Below are 22,747 nucleotides of genomic sequence, written 5' to 3'. Positions count from 1 at the left end.
ATACTCCATCGAGATCGGCGGCAGATGTGTATACGTCGGCAAGGGCGAGTTCGAAATAACATAACACTTCAGAATCCGCCGGGTTCGTGCATAAAAAATAGACAGGTATTCAACGGTTTTATACTGATCCGGATAGGTTTTGTTTGTTTTGAATCGTGTTACCAGATGCCGGTTGTCAGGTATTCGTTGATGGAACGGGCAGCGATGCGGGCGTCGCCCATCGCGAGGATCACTGTAGCACCACCGCGCACAACATCACCACCTGCCCAGCATCCTTTCTTAGATGTTCTGCCGGTTTTCTCGTCGATTTCGATATTTCCCCATTTTCCGATCTTTATGTCGGGTGTGGTTTGAGGTATGAGGGGATTGGGACTCTGGCCTATGGCACATACTACAGTATCGACCGCCGCGACGAAATTTGAGCCTTCTATCGGCACGGGTCGCCGCCTGCCCGACGCGTCTGGCTCGCCAAGCTGCATTCTGATACATTCCATATCCTTTACCCAGAAGTGGTCGTCGCCCGTGTATTTTATCGGCAGGGTAAGGTATTCAAAGATTATGCCTTCTTCCTGGGCGTGATGGATTTCTTCGGTACGTGCGGGCATTTCCTTGAGCGAACGCCGGTACACGATCCTCACCTCGTCGGCGCCAAGCCGCAGGGCGGTGCGCGCACAATCCATGGCAACGTTACCGCCGCCTATTACCGCAACGCGTTTCCCGCGAATTATGGGCGTGTCATATTCAGGGAAGAGATATGCTTTCATTAGATTTGCCCGCGTGAGGTACTCGTTTGCAGAATACACGCCGTTGAGGTTTTCACCCGGGATGTTCATGAACCACGGAAGGCCAGCGCCTGTGCCGATATACACGGCATCGAATTCCTGCAATAACTGGTCTATCGTTTTGGTCTTGCCCACGACGTAGTCGAGGTAAAGTTTCACCCCGCATTGTAAGAGGTAGTCGACTTCCCTGTAGATGATCGCTTTCGGCAGTCTGAATTCTGGAATGCCGTATACCAATACACCGCCGGGTTTATGCAAAGCTTCGAACATAGTGATGTCGTGACCGAGCATGACAAGGTCGCCGGCAACGGTCAGACCACCCGGCCCGGCTCCTATCACGGCAACTTTCTTTCCTGTCGAAGGTGGGATTGCCGGAATGGATGTTTCACCCTGGGTTGACTCCCGGTCCGCGGCGAATCTTTCCAGACGTCCGATCGCAACCGGTTCATATTTTTTCGCCAGGACGCATAGTTTCTCGCACTGATCCTCCTGTGGGCAGACGCGGCCGCATACTGCAGGCAAGACATTCTTCTCTTTCAGTCGTTTTATCGCATTCGCGAAATCTGCCTCGGCGATAAATTTGATAAAACCAGGAATGTCGATCTCGACCGGACAGCCCTGCACACAGGTGGGTTTTTTGCACTGCAAACAGCGCTTTGCCTCGGCAATGGCTTCCTGGTCATTGTACCCGTAAGGAACCTCGTTGTAACCCTTGATCCGCTCCTTGGCAGGACGTTCGCGCATCGGGGTTTTCTTTGGTATGATCTTACTAGCCATAGGTTTCACACTCGTAGAAACTCAAGGAATAGACTTCCTCTTTCAGATAAATTTTGCGGCGCGATAGAAGGTTCTCCCAATCAACCTTATGTCCGTCGAATTCCGGTCCATCGACGCACCCGAATTTTGTTTCGCCCGCAACGATGACACGGCAGACGCCGCACATCCCGGTCGCGTCGACCATTATGGGATTGAGACCAACGATGGTCTTGACTTCAAGCGGGCGCGTTGTTTCTGATGTTAGATAAGTGAGGTATGTGCAGCCCTGCACGTACACCATGTCAACCTTGTTCTGTTTCAGGTAGCCAGCAAGGAAATCGTTCACGTGACCCTTGAATCCTCTGGTACCGTCGCGTGTTATCTCGTAGAAATCATCGCTATATTCCTTCAGCCTTTCCTGCCAGTAGAGAAGGAATTCGCTGCGTGCCTCGATCGCCGTGATGATACGGTTGCCGTTCTTTTTGAACGCCCGTATGACTGGCAGGAGTGCACCAATACCGTAGCATCCACCAACGCAAAGGATATTTTTGTCCTTTAACATTTCGGTGGGTTTACCCAGAGGGCCCACCAGAGTCGCGATTTCATCGCCGGCTTTGAGAGCAGCAAGTTTTCTTGTCGAAGTGCCGATCTCCATGAATACCGCGCTTACGCTTTTTTCATTCCAGTCAACGAGATTGAGGGGAATGCGTTCACCTGGTTCGTCGGCGCGGACAACGATGAATTCACCTGCCTGGGCGTTCGTGTGGATGACATCGGATTCGATGACAAGATGATGTATGTTCGGGACTATCTTTTCCCGTTTTAAGATCTTATACATTCTATCCTCACTGGTCCGGCAGCAAAGTTTCTGGTTGATTGATGATAATAGATCAAAACAGCATCATCGGGTATAGAGGAACTGATCTTAACGCGTGCAGTGTGTGCACCATAAGGTCCAGCCAAAGTCGCGTTCATTCCTTCCTTCAATCTGTATTTCGCAGCGGTCCTCTCGTTCAACCATATGCATCTGTCCCCGCGCAAACGATCGAACCCCTTCAAAACGGCTGAGAGCGTTTTGTTACGATATCCATACGTGTTCTGCCGTGCGATCAAAGTCAACGGATACTTTTTGCTGACCTTGGAAGGGTGGATTCTCTTCGTTCTCTTTGCTGTTCGCTTCTGAAGTCTTTTCTTGAGTCTGATGTTCATGGTGCGAGCCAGTTCATCGATGATCTTATCGTCGGGCATCGCTTTGCCCGCCGGTGCGGTGGCGCAGCGCACATTTTTCGATTTGCCGCTGATGTCCTGGACGCTGCCGTTTGATTCGGCAAAAGTGGCGGCCGGCAGGAACACATCAAATTCAAAGTCTGGCAGGAAGCAGTCCTGAACGATCACCGTCTTGTATTTCCTGCTCAGATCTGAAGCACTGCCGATAGCGTAGAGACAATCGATATTCTTGTCCGCCAGCATTTGTCCAGGTGTGCTGTCAAATCCCAGCCCGGCTATCGTCAGCATGTTGCTCTTGCTGTGCAGGGGCAATGCATTTAGCGGTTTCTTGATCTTTGCTGATGGTGCGTTCGCTGGATCGTATAATACAAAAATCTTTCTGCCGCTGATCAGACTTTTTGCCGCTTCGATTTCCGCGGCCGGGATACCCGTTTTACTGTTTGTCCTTTTGGATCCCGAGAGCAGTTGGAGAACGTCATTTTCTGCTCCTTGGACCGGGTTGAGCACCGCATCCGCAAAGCGATTCGAGCGTCCGACAACTGGATCGATGACGATGAATACTGCATTATTCTTGTATCTCTTACGAAGTCCGAGGAGCAGAACCGAGTAATCAGCCACCAGGTCCGTGTTCAAGATAACAAAGGCTACCTTGCCTTTGGCTCTGGTCAAATTCAACGCCTCTGGCATGTTATCTGGATCCATCTCAACGGCAATCTTCATCTTTGCAAGGTCGGCAAGCGAATAGACCTTACCGATCGCTTCGCTGGTCAGCTCGGGTGTGAGCAGAACGCCGGTATGATTTCTGTACTCATGCAGCTTACTGGCCACGAAAGCCAGTGCTTCAGCCCATTCGACTTCGATCACCGCATCACCTTTTTTCATCAGCGGTACGGTGATACGTTTGGGATGGTGAACGAGCGGCGCGATGCCAAAGCGCCCCCGCGCGCAGAGTTGACTGTCGTGCGGGGTTGAACAGGTGATTTTCTCTTCGGAAACATTGAGATCGATCTGGCATCCAACACTACACAGCATACAGGTAGTCTTTACTACCTTTTCAGGCGGTTTATCATATCGGCTGAATCTGCCCCTCAACGCACCGGTTGGACAGAAATCGACACAGGCACCGCAGAATTGACAGTCCGATTCAAGATGAGGCAGATCAAAAGCGGTGCCGACCAGGGTGTCAGGTCCGCGGTGGTGGAATGCTAGGGTGTGAGCGCCTCTTATCTCGTCGCACACGCGGATGCACCGGCCGCATAATATACACAAATTGTAGTCGCGGTCAAAGAACGGGTCGTGCCGTTCTAATTCGAGACCGCGATACCGGAAGTCGAAAGGAATATCCTTTATTCCAAGCTCTCGTACCATGTCCTGCAAGGCACAGTTTTCGTTCTGGGGACAGGACTTGCACCCAAAGGTGACCGCTGATTTTTTTATGCATTCCTGAAAATTGGCACAATCTGCTTCGCGTTCGCAAATGAGGCACGCATTTGGGTGCTCTGATAACATCAGCTGAAGGGTGAATCTGCGCAAGTTGCGCAAATGCGGTGTGTCGGTCTTGATAACCATGCCATGCTCAGCATTCAGGGTGCATGCAGTGAGCGGTATTCTTGTACCTTTCACCTCGACAATACAGAGACGGCAGCCTCCGTAAGGTGTCAGGTCCTTATGATAACACAGGGTCGGGATCCTGATACCGGCACGTTCAGCGATCCTCAGGACGGTTTCACCCTTTTTTGCCTTTATACGCTTGCCATTGATCGTTATCGTTATCATGTTAGCGATGGAGATACTTTCTTGACCGCATTGAATTTCGGAGGACATATGGTGATGCAGATGCCGCACTTTGTGCATTTTTCTTGATCGATTCTATAGACTTTCTTTGGTTCGCCATCGATCGCGTCATTCGGGCAGTTTTTTGCGCAAACCGTGCAGCCACCACACAGTTCGGGATCGATGACATAGGAAATAAGGTTCTGGCACACAAGTGCCGGGCAGCGTTTCTCCTTGATATGTGCTACGTACTCGTCCTTGAAGTACTTTAGTGTCGTCAGAACAGGATTGGGTGCTGTCTGTCCCAGTCCGCACAGCGAAGAGAGTTTAACATTCTCCGCAATACTCTCAAGGGTCTGGATATCGTTTTCCGTGCCCTGTCCGCGTGTGATCCGATCCAGAATATAGACCATGTGTTTTGTTCCCATGCGACAGGGTGGGCACTTTCCGCAGGACTCTTCCTGGGTAAAATTGATGAAATAGCGCGCCACATCGACCATGCAGGTGTCTTCGTCCATTACGATCATGCCGCCCGAACCCATCATAGAGCCAGCCCGGGTCAAGCTCTCGTAATCGATTGGCAGGTCGAGCATATTTTTCGGAATGCATCCGCCCGAAGGACCGCCGGTTTGTACTGCCTTGAATTCTTTGCCCTGAGGTATACCGCCGCCGATGTCATATATGATCTCGCGCATCGTGATGCCCATGGGTACTTCGACGAGTCCGGTATTGTTGATTTTGCCCACGAGCGAGAATATCTTTGTACCTTTGCTGGTTTTGGTGCCGATCGACGAGAACCATTTTGCTCCGCGCTGAATAATCATCGGCACATTGGTCCAGGTCTCTACGTTATTAATGTTTGTCGGTTTTCCCCAAAGGCCTTTTTCAGAAGGATAGGGCGGCCTTTGCCGGGGCCTGCCGACCCTGCCCTCGATCGAGGCTATCAAGGCTGTTTCTTCTCCGCACACAAACGCGCCCGCACCCTGGATTACTTCGATGTCAAAGTCAAAGCCGGTACCCAGGATATTTTCTCCTAACAGACCGTATTCACGGGCTTGGCGCAGTGCTATTTTCAGGCGCTTCACCGCAAGAGGATACTCGCTGCGGACGTAGACGAAACCCTTGTGTGCGCCGATTGCCCTGGCACCGATGATGAGTCCCTCGATCACCGAATGGGGATCGGCTTCCAGAACGCTGCGGTCCATGAAAGCGCCCGGGTCGCCTTCGTCTCCATTACAGATTATGTACTTTTCCCGCCCCTTTTCTTGACGGCAGAGTTCCCATTTTTTGCCGGTAGGAAAACCAGCGCCACCGCGTCCGCGCAGCCCTGAATTTTTGACCTCTCTTATAATTTGTTCAGGAGTCATTTTGGTGAGTGCGGTTTCCAGCGCCCCGTAGCCATTGAAGCCGATATACTCTTCGATATTTTCCGGGTCAAGGCGCCCGCGATTTCTCAGGACGATCAGACGCTGGTGTTTGAAAAAATCGATGTCCATCATCCTCGGCACGGGAGCTTCCTCTGGCGACGGTACGTACATCAGTTCCTTCACCGGCCGACCTTTCAGCAGATGTTCTTCGACCAGGCGGGGAATTTCCTTTTTCTTGATACGCTGGTAAAATATTCCATCCGGCTGGACAATGACAATAGGACCGCGTTCGCAAAAACCCTGGCAGCCAGTGGTGATGACCTGTATCTCGTCCTGCAGCCCTTTCTCGATGATCTCTTTTTCGAGCCCTTCTTTGATGTCGAATGAATGATTTGCCACGCAACCTGTGCCGGCGCAAACCAACAAATGCTGACGATATTCCCGGCTACTTTTCGTCTTTCTCATAGGTCGTAACGAGTCTGTCTACTTTATTCACTGTTGTCTGGCCATGGTATTCTTCATCGACTACCACAATGGGGGCAAGGGCGCAAGCACCAAGACAGTTTACTGTCTTCAGTGTGAATTGATTGTCTCCGGTCGTTCCGCCGGATTTTACTCCTAACCTTTCTTCCAGCCGGTTCAGAACTGCGGGGGCGCCGCGCACGTGACAGGCAGTACCCATACAGACCGTGACCAGATGTTTGCCGCGCGGTTTAAGACTGAAAGCCGCATAGAAAGTGGCAATGCTGTATATTTCGCTGAGCGGCAATCGTAACCGCTGGCTGATATACTGGAGAACATCCTTTGGCAAATAGTTGTGAATCTTTTGAATGTCGTTGAGTATCTGAATTATTCTCTCTTTTCGGTATTCGTTTTGTGTGAGGATTTTTTCGATTTTTTTCATTAGCTTCTAGTATATACATATGAACAAAAAAATCAAGTATCTGGTGCACGTAATTAACAGCTCTCTGAATATGACTCTGTATGGGAAATCTTCGCGCCTGTGGGGCGGGTTAGAACTTGAATTTTATGCTGATCGCAACGATGCCAATCGTGAGGAAAAGTGTAATAATTGAGACGACCCTGCCGAGGATAAAGCCCCTTGATAGGTATTTCATTACTATTTCATGTTGCCCTGCCGTTACATGAACGGCCCTGACAGTATGGTTGGCGACATATGTTTTGCTTTCTTTTCCATCCACGAATGCCTGCCAGTCCGGATGCCAGTTGTCAGCGATCACCAGGAAGCCAGGGAGTTCTGTCTCGACGAGGCATATTATCTCATTGGGCGTATATTGGAGCAGTTCGACTGCATCAGATAGGACATTTTCTGAAAATCCTGGTACTGGAAGCCCGGGATCTTGCTCGAGCAGTACGGTGGTACGAGGGTCGTGACTCTGCGATTTAAGGATGTTCATCATCTCTGACCCATCGTATACTTCGTAATCATGAACGAGGTACGCTCTGGGTATTACGTGTTGATTCTGGTATACCGTGTATCGCCGTCCAGTGAAAGCGCGCTGAAACCTCGACAGGAATGCCTTGATCCGCATGACGAGGGCCTGAACCTGTGGGTCAAATTGCGTAATGTCCTCGGGGAGGGTCGGAGCGATGATGTACTTGATATTCAGTATGTCAATGAAATTAGGATACTGGATCAAGTTGGTCGGCGTGAACATGACGCTCTGTCCTGCACCGATGAATTCCTGATACCGTTTGAGCGGGTTGGGGACATAGCCCCCGGCGCTCTGGACGTTGTGGTATAGAAGGAACAAATCCGAAGCATGTTCATACCAGGGAGTGGGGAAGGCGCGGAATATCGTTGGATCCTCTTTGAGGAATCGCGTTACATCATCAGCAGCATAATACTGCTCCGGCGCTGGTGCCTTGGGCAGAAATTTGGATACGAGAGTCAGCTGGTCAGACAATGCGGCAACGATGAACAGTAACGAAAAAATCCATACCTTTACTTTGTGTTTGACGGCGAGGTAGATGAACCCGGCGACCAGCGCCGCAAACAGAGCGGTGCGCCATGCGCCGCCGATCAGACTCGGGAAGTTTTTTTGAATGTTTGACAATTTCACGCGCGCGGCCTGAGTTCCCCAGAGAGAAAGCTGCCTGTCTTTCATTGCATCCTGCAGCGAACGGACCAGCGAATCGCCGCCGACAGAGAAGACGAGCGCGATCAAAACGAAGAGCGCAACCGCGATGCCGGCGATGGTGAACAACTTCTTAGAATTCACATCTTTCTTTTTGACAAAGATGTTTTCAAACGCGATCGCTCCGAGCACGGTCATGCTGAAACCGGCAAGGTAGAAGATAAGCGCCGGCGCCCGGAATAATCTGAAGCCTGGGATCAGAGCATAGGGAATTCTGAAGAAAGGTGTAGCGCTGCCGATCGCTATGAGAACTGCTACGAGTGCCGTGATCGCATAGAATTTAACATAGCGTTTTCTCCACCACAATACGACTGCAAAAGCAGCAAGGATTATGGCAATGACGCCAAAGTATTCAAGGTGGATCTTGAAGCTGTTCATGCCCCAGTACTTGTCGAGAATTCCGGAGAATGTCGGGATGAAGAGGTCTATGATCTCCAATGGGGGCATTGCCCAGGAGGTCGCATACTCGTAGCCCCGCTCTACACCGCGCGCCGCAGTGCCGAGGCCGCTGAGCACGGGCAGCCAGATGGCAGCCATGAGCAGACAGATGATGGTCACAGTTAGAAGACCGTAACCGAGGACCTTCATGACATCTTTTTTAGAGTAGTCCTTGCGGTGGGCGATCAGGTAGTAGACAACATATGCAAATATCAATATAAGACCGTAGTAGGTGATCTGGAAATGCCCTTCATAAAAAGCAAAAGCAGTTGTCAGAGCGGCGAGCAAGAAATAGAGAATTCGTTTGGATCTCATCCCCGAGTGAATGAAAAATAACATAAGCGGGAACATGGCGATGCTTGCGGCGCGGCCAGCATGTCCGGCAGCCGGGGTCGTTGCCAGGTTGCCGATGAATTGGTATATCACCGCGCCCAGTGCGGCAGAATAGGGCGACAGCCCTATGGCCTTGAGATACAGGTACATACCCAGACCGGCGAGGAAGAGGAATACTATGAACGAGAGAGCGAGGACCACGTGTGGCGGTATGATTTCTCTTAGTTGCGCCAGCGGCGCCAGCGGGCCGCCAACCGGTGAGCCAAGTACAGGCACGCCTCCAAAAATATGGGGATACCACAAGGGCATGTTTTCCTGTTCGCCGATCCATTTTTCAAAGGGGTAACCGCCGATCAAGTAATCGGATCCGGCGATCATCCTGTCAGCGCTGAGGAACGAGAAAAAATAGATCAGGGGTAAAATGAATAGAAGGGCGATGATGAATTTCTCCCAGTGTATCTCGAGAAGAAAGGGTTTTGTTTCCTGCTGCTGGACTTTCTTTTCTTTTGATTTCTTACTCATTGTTCAAGTATAGGAATTTTCCGTTCATAGTCAAGGCGCCGTCCTTGTCTTCGTTTTGCGCCGGATGACCAACCCTGCGAAGAATATCAATACCTCAAAGATGGTGATCCAGACACGGGTAATGAAGCTGATGGCAATGGCAAGGGGCAGGGGCAAGATGGATGAGAGGAGCAATGTCATCATGCCTTCCCTGACGCCGAGACCGCCTGGTGCGAACAATACGATGAAACCAGTTATCCAGGACAGGGTGTATGCTGTGGCGAGATTTGGCAGCTGTGATACTCCGATCGGATAGATGGAATTGATGAGAAAGTAGTAGCCGGCAATCTGCGCTAACCAGAGCACAAAGAAATACATCGATACCTTGAGGATACTAAGATATCGGGCTTGGAGTTTGACCGCGGGTTTTTTTATTATGCGAAGACCTAGATTGAGCAGCATGTTTAACAGAGGGGGATAGAGTAAGATGAGGATCACGACAATGAACGCAACTGACAAAAAAGGGCTCAGATGCGTGTTGCCGCGAATGAAGTTGACCGATATCAAGAATATGACCAGATTGGTCAGCATGAGCAGCAGAGTCTCGAAAACCACGCTCACCAGACCGATCTCTTCTTTAACTTTTTCTGTCCTCGCTAAGTAGACTCGGCCAACCGTATACCATATGCCGCCGGGCACATACTTGGCGATCTGGGAGGTCGACACGATCCAGAATGCTTTTCCGTATGGTACCTTGCTGCCCAGCTCGGCCACGATGCTCGACCATCCACGGGTAAGCAGGGAGAAATATACTACCAGGCATAAAAAGGATATGATAATATAGAGTGTGTTGAACCTGAGTTCTGTGAAGGGAATTTGCGTCCAGTTTACAATAAGGCTGCGGGCCAGGAAGAAAAATATTACACCGACAAGAACCGCTGTCAGAATACGCTGCAGGATTTTCACATGTTAAATATATACTGATTGGTTATCTTGTCAATGAATAGTAGTAAAAGTGCGTGGCACGTGGATTGCTCTTGACATGTTTGCCCGTGGTATTATAATTTAGCTGGAGGTAGATATGAAGTATAGATATTTTCTTGTATTTTTTGTTTGCTTATCCTGCCTGGGTTTTTCTCAGGAAATGTGGATCGAAACCTCGCAAGAAGATTTCCAGGATGGTCTCTACGAACGTAATCTCTTTGCCTCGCACCATGGTGGTGGTGCTGTCGAATTCGTACCGAGATTTGATCTCAACAACGACGGCTACATCGATCTATTTACGGCCGATGCAGGTGGTCCGGCCGCTCAGATCCACTGGGGAAGCGCAGGTGGCTATTTGACCAGTACAGTTTTTCCGACCAGCGGGGCGGATAACTGTGATGCTGCGGACCTGAATGCAGACGGCTATGCTGATTTCATCGTATCACACCGGAGCATACCAAGACTCACGATCTACTGGGGTGGCCCGGCTGGTCCCAGTCAGGCAAATCAGTTTTCTTTGAACACGATTACGACAGCGCGTCAGGGTGTGTTCGTCGCCGACTTCAATAAAGACGGCTATTTGGATATCGCAACGGGACAGCAGGTTGTGGATGGTTACGGTACCGTGTTCTGGGGTTCATCAGTTGGTTACTCAACAGCAGACCGTACTGACCTTCCGGTTGCCTGGGGTGTTCACAATATTGAAGTGGCTGATTTTGACCATGATAACTGGCTCGATATTCTCTATGTCAATACTGATTACCAGGACAACACCATATACTGGGGCAGCAGCAACGGGTTTATGGGTTCGTACTTTACATTGCTCAATGGCCCTAATACCAGTCATGGTGCTTCGGTTGCCGACCTTGATAATGACACTTATCTGGATTTGATATTTACATCTTGGGAAAGTAGCCAGAAATATATCTATTGGGGAAGTGCCGCAGGCTATTCAGCGGCTAATATGCAGGTTTTGAATACAGGACCTTGCTTCGGTGGAAGTGCTGTGGCACATCTGAATTCCGACAACTATCTTGATATTCTTTTTCACCGGGGTGGTTATGGAAACCATCAACAAGAAATATTCTGGGGAAGTGCCTCGGGGTATTCAGAAAATGATACCAGCAACATTGGTGTAGCGATAACGGCTACCGGAGGGCTTATTGCAGATCTTGACCAGGATGGAGATCTGGATATCTTCTGCAATAACTACAATCCAACTTCGTACAGCCACATATTCTGGGGACCGGACTATACTTCATATGCTACATTGTCAGCGAATTATGATCATCACGCGATGTTCCGTGAAATCGGGAATGTCTACGATCGGACATACAGTGAACCGTATGTCTCGTCGGTTTTTGATGCTGCTGAGACGGCTGACTGGGGCATCGTGCAATGGGATGATAGCCTGCCGCCTGGGACTTCGATTTTCTTTGCTGTGCGAACCGGTGATACACCTTCTCATGATCCATCCTGGTCAGATTGGTGTATTTTGAGCAACGGCGAGGCCGTGCCTGACTCGCTGGATGCTCGCTACATCCAATACAAGATATCATTCAACTATACTAACCCGGCTTACTTCCCGAGCCTGTACGAGGTCCGGATATACTACAGCACCGAGCCTTTCACCCTGGTTTCTCCTAACGGGGGTGAATGCTGGACAAGAGGAAATTCGTACGATATCAACTGGTACAGTGGAATCGGCGGTGATGTCAAGATCGAGCTCTACAAGGGTGGAACCTTTAATTCTGTAATAACTAGCAGTACAACAAACAACGGTTCGTATAGTTGGAGTATCCCTGTTGACCAGTTGCCAGGCATTGACTATACGGTCAAGATATCGAGTGTCAGCGATCCGGGACTCTACGGCTTCAGTGATGCCGATTTCAGCATCTGCAGTCAGCTTGTATTGACCGTGCCAAACGGCGGCGAAATCTGGCATATTGGTCAGAGCTATGATGTCACATGGGCAAGTTCGGGTATCGGTGGGAACGTACTACTGGAGTACTCTACGGACGCGGGTTCAAGCTGGGACACTGTTGTTACCGGCACGCCGGATGGCGGCATCTATGATTGGAGCGTACCCAACACACCAAGCAATCTGGCTAGAGTCAGGGTGAGTCATGTTTCGTGCCCGGAGAACTATGATGAGAGTGATGCCGATTTCACGATTACCGAATATGATATCACGGTCACTGCACCCAACGGTGGTGAATGTTGGATTCGAGGAACGTCAAGCGAGATAACATGGGCGGCCATCGGTATCAGTGGGAATATCAAGATCGACCTCTACAAAGCTGGTAATTTCAATGTCACGATCACAGACAGCACTGCCAATGACGGTGCTTATGACTGGGCTATCCCCGCTGGTCAGCTGCCCGGTGTTGACTATCGGGTCAAGATACTGAGTGTCAGCGATCCCTTGCTCTTTGATTTTAGCAATGATGATTTTGGTATTTGCAGCCAACTGTTGCTCACAGCACCATGTGGTGGAGAAACATGGTACATAGGCCAGGACCATGATATCACGTGGGCTCAGTCGGGCATTGGGGGCAGTGTTTTCATTGAATACACAACCAACGCTGGATCAAACTGGCTCGTGGTCAATGCCGATGCGCCGGACACCGGGACTTATGTTTGGCATGTACCCAATACGCCAACAACTCAAGGTAGGGTGAAGATCACTCATCTTTCATGCACGCAGAACTGTGATCAAAGCGACGGGGATTTTACGATCACGCAGTCATCTGTTTTCGAGCATAAGCAAGACCACTTGCGACCATCAGGATTTACGCTTGACCAGAACCGGCCAAATCCGTGCGGTAGGTTGACGACGGTGAATTTTGCACTGCCGGACGCGTGCCATGCGGAGATCAAAATTTATGATGTAACGGGTAAAGAAATTGCCGTACTAATGGATGATGACCTTGCATTTGGTTACTATCAGAAATGTTTGGATGTAAACGATGTTGGCGGTAGGGCACTGCCGAGCGGCGTATATTTCTATCGTCTCATTGCAGGCGATTTTGTTGCCACGAAGTCGATGACGGTTCTACGTTGAGAAATTTGCGTACATGCGTGGCACAAAGGTATTGTATTGTTCCTTTCGATAGTTACCTAAAGTATGATGGAGTGATGGTTTTTACTTATCGATCTTCGCGAAATCGATGTCGGCTTCTTTTAGCATGCCGATCGCCAGCTCGTCAGGATACTCTTTTTTGTAGCATATCTTCTCGATCTTCGCATTGATGAGCATCTTGGTGCAAATGAAGCAAGGTTGGTGAGTCGTATAGATTATCGCACCGCTCACGCTGGCTCCAAATGTGGCTGCCTGGATGAGCGCATTCTGTTCGGCATGGACGCCGCGGCATAGCTCGTGGCGCTCGCCCGAGGCCACACCCATTTTACCGCGCAGGCATCCTACGTCTTCACAGTGGGGCACACCGCCTGGCGCGCCGTTGTAACCCGTAGCCAGGATGCGTTTGTCCTTTACGATGACCGCGCCAACGTGGCGACGGAGGCAGGTCGACCGCTCGGCAACTAATTCGGCGATCGACATGAAATATTGATCCCAGGGTTTTCTTCTCTTGGAATTTTTTTTGGTCTTCACACGCTTGCTTTGATCGGGGCAATACTCACCACGGAATCTTCTTTTCCCAATGCGATGATCTTCACACCTTTTGCCGTACGGCCTAACACCCTTACTTCGTTCACCGGTGTCCTTATGACCTTACCGGTTTTTGTCATGACGATCAGATCGTCGGCATCGCTCACACTTGCGACGCCTGCTACCTTGCCGGTCTTGGCGTCAATGGTCATGCCCTTCATACCTTTTCCACCGCGGCCTTTTTCCCCGATCGCATCGAATTTGACCCGCTTGCCGATACCGCGCTCGCCGACGATCAGCATATCCTCATCGGTGCACGCAACGTTGAACCCAACGACTTCATTGCCTTTACCCAGGCGGATGCCTCTGACCCCACCCGCGTTGCGGCCCATTGGTCTAATGTGTTTTTCGCTGAAACGGAGGGTTAGACCATCACGGGTCGTGAGCAACACCGAGTCCTTCCCCGATGTCAATCTTGCTGCGATCAATCTATCATTGCGGGCAAGTTTGATCGCGATGATACCTTTTTTTCTTGTGTTCTCATAGTCCTCTAAAGATGTTTTCTTCACTTTGCCCATCTTTGTCGCCATGAAGATGAATGACTTGGAGGAGAAGTCCTTGATCGACAGGCAGGCGGTGATGTGCTCGTTAGAGGCCAGCTGAACGAGATTGGCCAGGGCACGACCTTTGGAAAGGGGACCGGACTCCGGGATCTCATAGACCTTTGAAGCGTAGACCTTGCCCTGGTCCGAGAAGAAGAGCAGGGTATCGGTCGTCTTTGAAATCAGCAATTGATTGGCCACATCCTCACCGCGCACCTCATGTATTTTACGGCCATGGCCACCGCGTGCCTGGTTCCGGTATGTCGTTATCGGCTGTCTCTTTATGTAGCCGCGCTGGGTGAGGCTGACGACCATGTCTTCTTCGCCGATCAGATCTTCGATCGTCAACTCCTCGGCTTCGGCGTCGACAATGATCGTTCTTCTGGAATCATGATACCGCTCGGCAAGCTTCTTCAATTCATCTTTTATGACCTGGAAGATGCCTTTCGGTGATTTCAAGATCGACTTCAACCGGGCGATCTCCTTTATCAGAGCAAGGTATTCGTTCTCAAGGGTTTCCTTTTCCAGATTAGTGAGCCGGGCAAGACGCATGTCTAAAATGGCCTGGGCTTGGATTTCGCTGAGTGAAAAGCGTTTCATCAACTTCTGCCTAGCCACCTGGACATCCTGGGATTTCTTTATTATTTTCACTACTTCATCGATATTCTCGATCGCTATTTTTAAACCTTCAAGAATATGAGCCCTTCGCTCAGCTTCGGCGAGTTCGAATTTTGTGCGCCGCGTTACGACTTCGTATCTGAAATCAAGGAAATGTTGGAGTATTTCGCGCAAGGATAACGTATGCGGAGTGTCGGAAACGAGAGCCAGTAACTGTATGCCATAGGGCACTTGCAGATTCGTGTACTTGTATAGGTTATTCAGGACGATCTGGGGATTAGCATCCCGTTTCAGCTCGATGACGATCCTGATTCCGTCTTTATCCGATTCGTCACGCAGGTCTGAGATATCTTCGACCTTTTTCTGACGTGCGAGACCTGCGATCTTTTCGAGCAAAGTACTCTTGTTTACTTGATAGGGGATTTCCGTAATCACAATTGCCTGTTTACCTGACTTGATATCTTCGATCCTGGCTTTTCCTCTGATTATCAGTTTCCCCTTGCCGGTCCGGTACGCTTGTTTGATGCCCGCCCGTCCGATGATGATGGCGCCGGTTGGAAAGTCTGGACCCGGTACGATTTTGTACAATGCATCGTCCTTGATCTTGGGATCATCGATCATCGCGATCAACGCTTTGACGATCTCTCCCAGATTGTGAGGCGGAATATTCGTCGCCATGCCGACGGCGATGCCCGAGGCACCGTTACAAAGCAGGTTGGGCGCATTGGCAGGCAGGACCGTGGGTTCTTTGAGACGGCCGTCGAAATTGGGCGTGAAGTTCACCGTGTCCTTGCTCAGGTCCTTGAGGATTTCCTCTGCCAGGGGTGTGAGTTTAGCCTCGGTGTAGCGGTATGCTGCCGGAGCGTCACCATCGATTGAGCCGAAATTGCCTTGCCCGTCGACCAGTGCGTAGCGCATGGAGAAATCCTGCGCCATACGCACGAGGGCATCATAGATCGCCATATCACCATGCGGGTGATATTTGCCCAGCACATCACCGATGACCGTGGCTGATTTCTTGTAGGGACGATTCGCGAGCAGGCCAGCTTCAGACATGGCGTAGAGGATGCGCCGCTGGACCGGTTTGAGCCCGTCACGGACGTCGGGCAGCGCCCGGCCGACAATAACGCTCATCGCATAGTCGAGATACGATGCTTTGATCTCATCTTCAATGTAGACGTTGGTTATTCTTTGCTCCATCGTAGTATTATATCCAGGAAATACCCTCAGTCAATATGACTAACGCCTTCGAAATCGGGGATCTGCATAGAAATTGAGCCAGTATCGTACGATATTGAGGTAATTGGATTGTTCTGATCTAAATGCTTAGTGCTGCAGGTCTTCTTTTTTCGAAGCTGTAAATAGTACCGAAGCCAAATGATTTAAGGTAGTCGACAGCCGGCTTCAGATCCTTTCCAAGATCAGCTGGCTTATGGCCGTCAGAACCCAACGTGATGGCTTCGAGACCCTGTTCACGGGCCATTCTCATTAAGGCGGGTGCTGGATAGAATTCATTCATGAAACGCATGCCGGCCGTATTTATTTCCATGGCAATGCCGTTTTCCTTTATTAGTCTGAAGATTTCCGCCGTTACTTCGCGGGGAATGTTGTATATGTCATGACCGTAGTAATTGAGCCCATATTTCTTGTAGACGTCGATATGTGCAATTGAATCGAAGAGGTTGCTCTTCACCAGGCTGGAAACGGCGTTCAGATAATTGGTGACATACTGGTCAGCGTCATGTCCGTCAAAGTATCGTCCACACTCCCGTGAACTATCGATACAGATGTGGTCAAGACAATGTATCGCACCGATGACAAAATCGAGCTCCAGTCCATCTATGATCGCGTGGAGCCTCTTTTCGATGCCCGGGTCATAACCAACTTCGATGCCGAATTTCACTGATAGCCCTTTTTTTATGAATCGATCGCGCGACTCGAATATCTCATTCTGGAGTTTGATGAGACCAGCATTGGATAAGGGTTCAGATGTTCCATTGAATCTTATGAATGAGTCGTTCCTCTGTGGATCCAGCTCGCAGTGATTGGTGAAGCATATTTCTTCCAGCCCGATTTGAAGTGCCATCTGACAATATTCGGTCAACGTCCCTGAAGCATCTATTGAATGAGCTGTATGGATATGATAATCGATCATTACCGGGCCGCCGGTTAGACAGGTGTAGCGTGACGGATCCTACGGACAGAGAAGACACGGCTCGTGTCACATGAGTATGACATTTTCTCCCAACGGTGCGACGCGATCTGCTATTCCCAATTAGTGTATGAGTTCCTGTTGCTCGGGCGGCAGATACTTATATAGAGTCGGCTGGGTGCTCTCATCGAGTGCATTTGTCCAGACCAGAACGTAGTTGTTTGCGCCTCGTAAGTCTACGAATATGAATTGTTCACCGTTTGGGTATTGCCAGTGCTCGTATGGCCTCGATTCCTGGCGCTCCATGGGTAACGGCCGTTCGATATCTTCCGGCACACCATATTTTATATAGATTCTTCCGCGGTCAGTTTTACGTCCCGGTGTATTACCATGACGATAATGTTCTTCGACATACTCGAATCTCTCTACGATTGCGTAGTAGTCTTGATTTCGCCAGAATCTGTCCAGGAAGGCCTTTTTGCCTTCTTTTGGCAATTTGAGGAATTCTTTGTAGTCCCGGGAGTCGAGAAAGTATTCGATTTCTTCATAATAAGGCATGCCTTCATAACTTACTTCCTGCCGCTGTATCTTGGATATGCTGAAAGGAACTCTCTTCTGGACGATCGTTGTGGCTTCTTTATCTTGAATGGTAACAACGAGTCTGTAATCGCCGGCTTCGATGCCTTGTATGCTCAGCCCGCAGTTGACGGCTTGAGCCGGGAATATCTTCTCGATCGTTCTCGATATTTTACGTATTTCTCTGTTGTTGTCGTCGGTTATCGTATATATGGCGGACAGGGTATCCGTGTCCGGGATAACATCATACAGTTCATAGTAAAAGCACAGGTTCTGGAAGCGATCGTCGAATGTGTGAGAAGGTCGAGGTATTATTCTGAGGTCACCTTTTCTCAGGTAGTCACCGAGAGTATCAACCGTGATCTCACTTGAGAGCATAATGTCACTCATGTGGTAGTCATCCCCAGTTATTTCGAGCACGTTCGTGACCATACCACTTTTTTCGCCGGACAGCATCTCGACACTGTACCTGTATCTGCCTTCGTTGAGATAAGCGCCGAATTGAACGAGAAATGAAACCCGTTCCTTGGCCGCGTATGAAAAGGAAGGTATCGTGAACTGCCGATACAATGTGTCAACCAGCGAATCCGGACGGTCAAGATTGGCAATCTTGAACGGGATTATGGCGGATGCGAAAATAATGTTTTCTGCAGATTGATAATACAACTCGCCATAAGGTATTTCGCAGTTGAATTCAGCGTAGTATATGTCTTCAGTCGATAAGACATGAGCTGTAGTATCCTCTACCTCAATGCTTATTTTGTAGACAACAGGATCAGCGAAGAACTCAATGTCTCCGGCTGATAATAGAAAGAAAAGAAGTTCGATCATGGTCGTAGTCCGTCTCTATTTACTAGAGTATATTGACCGAATCCATATCGGTCAACAAAGATGAATCGCAGATTGTTCTTGTAGTAAATCCATATCTCGTAGGGAAACGAGTCGAGTTCGTAAGGGTAGGATTGCATCTCATCGGGAGGACCGTACGTCACGAAGATCCGTCCCCGGTCACTGCGCCAGCCCTGATCTCCGTTTGCGAAGTGTTCATCGGAATACGCGATTCTTTCGTAATATTCGATCTCTCTTTCGTTGTATACGGTATTCGGCGTGGGGTCAAAATTCTTCCAGAAATTGACCCACAGACTATCCCTCTCTGATACATCGGCCCTGTTGAGAACATCGATCTCGGATGGAGTCCCGATGTACCGCAATTGTTCTACCTTAGCTGACCAGGTGGCGTCGTCCAGGTGAAAGGGACGGGAGACCTTAATTGGAATGACCGATTCATCGATCTTCCCCTGCTCAGCATACATTTCTATCTTCAATTGATAATCGTCGATCGGCAGCCCGGCGACATCGAAAGTGATCGAATCCCCGTAAGTGCCTCTTCTCAGGGGGATGATTTTTCTCGACTCTGCAATAGTTGCCGCAACGCTGTCGATCATTCCCTGCTGGTTGAAAACGGTGAATGTTAGGTGCAGGGTGTCATTATTGACTGACCAGTAGATGTTCGCCAGGTTTTTTACCTGTATGAGCTTCTGTGTGGAATGGAATATCTCGCCTCCGTGCAAATCCAGAATTTTAAGAATGAAGGAGTCGCTCTCTTTTGGAATCCTGATCTTCACCGAGTCCGTGATTTCTTTGTTGTCCTGAATCGCACGCCGACGCCAGTAATCTCCGGTCAGCTGACGGACGGTATTGTCGAAAATGGTGAGCTGAATCTCATATTGCGCATAGAAGTCCTCCTCCGCAGCGAAATAGTGCAATTTATTCGCGGGTATGGTCAGGTAGAGCACTAGTTCCTGCACGGAATCGCTGTGGACGCGATTGATGGCCTGATATTCGATTTGAAAGAAAAGAAGAAAGATCATTTCCGCGCTCCTTGTTTATTGTTGTGAAAAATTCGATTCAAAGCTTGATCAATCTTGGATGCAAATAAGAAAGAAAGTCCCTTTCGTACGTGCTGGGGGATTTCCTGTAGATCATTCTGATTGTCCCTGGGTAACATTATGGTCTCGATTCCCGCCCGCTTCGCTGCGATGACTTTTTCCTTGATGCCGCCGACGGGAAGGACCCGTCCGGAAAGGGTTATTTCTCCGGAAAAAGCGATTTTTGGATCGATTGGTTCATGCCTGAACAGGGACGCGAGTGACATTACGACGGCTAGCCCGGCCGAGGGACCATCTTTTGGGATTGCTCCCGAAGGGATATGAACATGCAATTCGTGGCTTTCGAATTCACTCTCGGGGATATCCCATTTGGATATTTTTGTCTTTAGATAAGAAAGTGCTGCCTGACACGATTCCTTCATCACATCGCCCAGCAATCCGGTAAGTATCAGTCCTTTTTTCCCTCTTGTCCTGATCGATTCAATGAAGAGGATCTCGCCGCCATATGGAGTCCAGGCGAGGCCCGTGGCGACGCCGATCTGCCCCGCGCGGGCAGCGACTTCAGAAATAACCTTCTGGGGTCCGAGCAATCTGGAGAGACTCTTGGCGGTGATCTTGATCTTGTTTTTCTTGCCCTCGGCAAAACGCTTTGCCGCCTTGCGGCAGATCGACCCGATCAGGCGTTCGAGGTTGCGGACTCCTGCTTCTTTTGTGTAATTGCTGATGATACGTTTTATTGCCTCATCGTCGAATGATATGTTTACGGGCTTCAGTCCTGTTTCGCGGATCTGACGCGGCATCAGAAATTTTTTTGCGATTTCGACTTTCTCCTCGAGGATGTAGCCCGGTAATTCGATTATTTCCATGCGGTCCTTCAAGGCCGGGATAATCGGATCGACAACGTTGCCGGTAGCGATGAACATCACTTGTGAGAGATCAAATGGCACCTCAAGATAGTGGTCGGAAAAAGCGTTGTTCTGTTCGGGATCGAGTACCTCAAGCAGTGCCGAGGAAGGGTCGCCGCGGAAATCGGTACCTACTTTGTCGATTTCATCAAGCATGAAAACAGGATTATTTGTGGCACAGTTCTTGATCGACTGAATGATTCTACCGGGTAACGCGCCAACGTAGGTTCGTCTATGTCCTCTTATTTCTGCCTCGTCACGAATGCCACCCAGGGAGATACGGGTGAACTTTCTGCCGAGGGCGCGGGCGATTGATTTTCCGAGTGATGTTTTACCCACTCCGGGCGGGCCAACAAAGCAGAGAATGGTTCCTTTTGAATCCGGCTTTAGTTTCTTCACTGCCAGGTACTCGAGTATTCTCGTTTTTACCTTCTCCAGGTCATAGTGGTCCTCATCGAGAATTTTCTGTGCCCTCTGCACGTTCAGATTATCTTGCGTGGACAGTGCCCATGGAAGCGATATCAGCCAGTCGATATATGTGCGTGAAACCGTATATTCTGCAGCCTGAGGAGGCATCTTTGCCAGCCGGTCGAGTTCTTTTAACGCCACCATATTGGTTTGCTCAGGCATTTTTGCATTGATTATCTTGGTTCTCAATTCCTCGATTTCGCGTGCGTGCTCGTCCGTCTCGCCGAGTTCTTTTTGAATCGCTTTCAGCTGTTCACGCAGGTAGAATTCGCGCTGACCTTTGTCGAGTTCACTCTTTACATCGGAGCGTATTTTGGCGCCCAGTTCAAGAATACTTATTTCCTTCTGCAACATCGGTATGAGTCTGGAGAACCGTTCTTTCGGCTCCGTGATCTCAAGTAGAGCCTGTTTCTCGTTGTAGTCAAAATTGATTGTGCTGCTGACAAAATCAACGAGGCTGTCTGCGTTGTCCATATTAAGGACAACTGCGGCGTATTCGTCAGGCAGATAGGGTGCAAGGGATACGAGATGTTGGAACATCGTTATGACATTACGCATCATGGCCTCGAGCGCCACTGTTTTTCTGTAGGCCGGTCTGATGGTTTCGATCTTTGCCTTAAGGTACGGTTCATTTTGGGTGAACTTAGCGACTTTGAACCGGCTGAGACCTTTTATGAGCAGTCGGATGGTACCATCGGGGAAACGGAGCATTTTTGTGATCTGGATCACGCAGCCCACGTCAAATACTTCATCCGGCTCAGGCTCTTCAATATCAGGATTTCGCTGCGTAAGTGCACCCGCCAATTTATTTGTCGTCAGGATCTCATCGATAAGCTTGGCAAGTTTTTGCGTGTGAATGATGAGGGGCACTACCTGATCGGGGAAGATTACACCACCCTTTATTGGAATGATCCCCAATTCATTCGGTATTTTTATCAACGTGTCAGTCATTTCATTCCTCGAAGTTCTGGCCTGCAGTTGAATACTATGTGGATTGCAGCCCCAGACTCATAGATATTTTCATTTGATACACACCATTCCATGAATTGTCCCACAATCTTTGGACAGGATAGGCCATCGAATGTTTATCATCTTATTGAGGCGTGCCATTACTCTCCTTCCACAGGAATGATTTTTTTCTCTACGACTTTGAATTGTAATGTCAGGATGCCATTCTTCATTTCATACTTATATCCGCGAGTCTCAACAGGCATCGGGAAGTCTATCCGACGGGTGAAACGGCCATAGGGGATCTCCAAATTATGAAATATGCAGTGCTCTTCGATGATCGGCGGAGGTGCTGTCCTGTTGCCAGCGATATGCATATATCGGCTTCGCAAGAAGATTACGACGTCCCGAAGGCTTACCCCGGTGAGTTCGAGGTGCACGATAATACTGTCATCTGTGGTGTAGAGATTGTATGACGGCTGCCAGTTGATCAGTTCTGAAAAAGACCCGTTTTCTTCGTAATCAGCGCTACTGTCGGTAACGAATCTGATGTCCGCAGCATGATCTCTCTTGGATGTGGGATGCTTCATGCGTGATTATACCAGAAAAAACAGCGATGTCAAGCTGACCTCATTGTTCTGTGCCTGACGGTAGCCGGG

At 49.5% G+C, this 22,747-nt stretch carries 15 protein-coding genes; 1 reads left to right on the top strand and 14 read right to left on the bottom strand.

Annotated elements, in window-relative coordinates:
* Positions 1–158: 158 nt before the first annotated feature.
* The 7 genes from gltA to OEV79_03015 all read right to left on the bottom strand — a co-directional run bounded on the left by gltA (position 159) and on the right by OEV79_03015 (position 10,302).
* Positions 159–1,559, bottom strand: coding sequence for an NADPH-dependent glutamate synthase (gltA, locus tag OEV79_03045; GenBank protein ID MDH4210407.1), 1,401 nt, complete (start codon positions 1,557–1,559; stop codon positions 159–161).
* Entirely contained in the window at positions 1,552–2,376 is an 825-nt protein-coding gene (locus tag OEV79_03040; protein ID MDH4210406.1) for a sulfide/dihydroorotate dehydrogenase-like FAD/NAD-binding protein, read from the bottom strand. The genes gltA and OEV79_03040 overlap by 8 nt, the downstream gene beginning before the upstream one ends.
* Positions 2,361–4,541, bottom strand: coding sequence for a 2Fe-2S iron-sulfur cluster-binding protein (locus OEV79_03035; GenBank protein MDH4210405.1), 2,181 nt, complete (start codon positions 4,539–4,541; stop codon positions 2,361–2,363). Before OEV79_03035 ends, OEV79_03040 begins: the two co-directional genes overlap by 16 nt.
* Positions 4,538–6,370 (bottom strand): NADH-quinone oxidoreductase subunit NuoF, encoded by a 1,833-nt coding sequence (gene nuoF / locus OEV79_03030; GenBank protein ID MDH4210404.1) that lies wholly within the window; start codon positions 6,368–6,370, stop codon positions 4,538–4,540. The genes OEV79_03035 and nuoF overlap by 4 nt, the downstream gene beginning before the upstream one ends.
* On the bottom strand, positions 6,351–6,809 hold the full coding sequence (locus OEV79_03025) for an NAD(P)H-dependent oxidoreductase subunit E (protein ID MDH4210403.1): 459 nt from the start codon (positions 6,807–6,809) through the stop codon (positions 6,351–6,353). Before OEV79_03025 ends, nuoF begins: the two co-directional genes overlap by 20 nt.
* Before the next feature lie 109 nt (positions 6,810–6,918).
* The gene (locus OEV79_03020) at positions 6,919–9,357 is read right to left on the bottom strand and encodes a YfhO family protein (protein ID MDH4210402.1); all 2,439 of its coding nucleotides are present in this window, start codon (positions 9,355–9,357) and stop codon (positions 6,919–6,921) included.
* A 30-nt stretch (positions 9,358–9,387) separates the two neighbouring features.
* Positions 9,388–10,302, bottom strand: a complete 915-nt coding sequence (locus OEV79_03015; GenBank protein MDH4210401.1) for a lysylphosphatidylglycerol synthase domain-containing protein — start codon at positions 10,300–10,302, stop codon at positions 9,388–9,390.
* A gap of 115 nt (positions 10,303–10,417) precedes the next feature.
* On the opposite strand from OEV79_03015, the gene OEV79_03010 reads away from it, so the two are divergent.
* A complete protein-coding gene (locus tag OEV79_03010; protein MDH4210400.1) occupies positions 10,418–13,384 on the top strand; it encodes an FG-GAP-like repeat-containing protein in 2,967 nt (988 codons plus the stop codon).
* Positions 13,385–13,465: 81 nt separating this feature from the next.
* Here the strand turns inward: OEV79_03010 and OEV79_03005 are convergent, their stop codons facing one another.
* From OEV79_03005 to OEV79_02975, 7 genes are all read right to left on the bottom strand, one after another.
* Positions 13,466–13,933: a cytidine/deoxycytidylate deaminase family protein gene (locus OEV79_03005; protein MDH4210399.1), complete on the bottom strand. Its 468-nt coding sequence runs from the start codon at positions 13,931–13,933 to the stop codon at positions 13,466–13,468.
* Entirely contained in the window at positions 13,930–16,350 is a 2,421-nt protein-coding gene (gene gyrA / locus OEV79_03000; protein MDH4210398.1) for a DNA gyrase subunit A, read from the bottom strand. Before gyrA ends, OEV79_03005 begins: the two co-directional genes overlap by 4 nt.
* A gap of 118 nt (positions 16,351–16,468) precedes the next feature.
* Positions 16,469–17,305 carry a histidinol-phosphatase HisJ family protein gene (locus tag OEV79_02995; protein ID MDH4210397.1) on the bottom strand — a complete coding sequence of 279 codons (837 nt, stop codon included), beginning with the start codon at positions 17,303–17,305 and terminating at the stop codon, positions 16,469–16,471.
* A 120-nt stretch (positions 17,306–17,425) separates the two neighbouring features.
* Positions 17,426–18,709, bottom strand: coding sequence for a GWxTD domain-containing protein (locus tag OEV79_02990; GenBank protein MDH4210396.1), 1,284 nt, complete (start codon positions 18,707–18,709; stop codon positions 17,426–17,428).
* On the bottom strand, positions 18,706–19,749 hold the full coding sequence (locus OEV79_02985; protein MDH4210395.1) for a GWxTD domain-containing protein: 1,044 nt from the start codon (positions 19,747–19,749) through the stop codon (positions 18,706–18,708). Before OEV79_02985 ends, OEV79_02990 begins: the two co-directional genes overlap by 4 nt.
* Positions 19,746–22,091: an endopeptidase La gene (gene lon, locus OEV79_02980; GenBank protein MDH4210394.1), complete on the bottom strand. Its 2,346-nt coding sequence runs from the start codon at positions 22,089–22,091 to the stop codon at positions 19,746–19,748. The genes OEV79_02985 and lon overlap by 4 nt, the downstream gene beginning before the upstream one ends.
* Before the next feature lie 158 nt (positions 22,092–22,249).
* The gene (locus tag OEV79_02975) at positions 22,250–22,678 is read right to left on the bottom strand and encodes an Hsp20/alpha crystallin family protein (GenBank protein ID MDH4210393.1); all 429 of its coding nucleotides are present in this window, start codon (positions 22,676–22,678) and stop codon (positions 22,250–22,252) included.
* Between the last annotated feature and the right edge of the window lie 69 nt (positions 22,679–22,747).

Source organism: candidate division WOR-3 bacterium, from assembly GCA_029858255.1.
GTDB lineage: Bacteria > Hydrothermota > Tepidihabitantia > SM23-42 > SM23-42 > SM23-42.
This window is presented reverse-complemented; position numbering and strand designations above follow the sequence as displayed.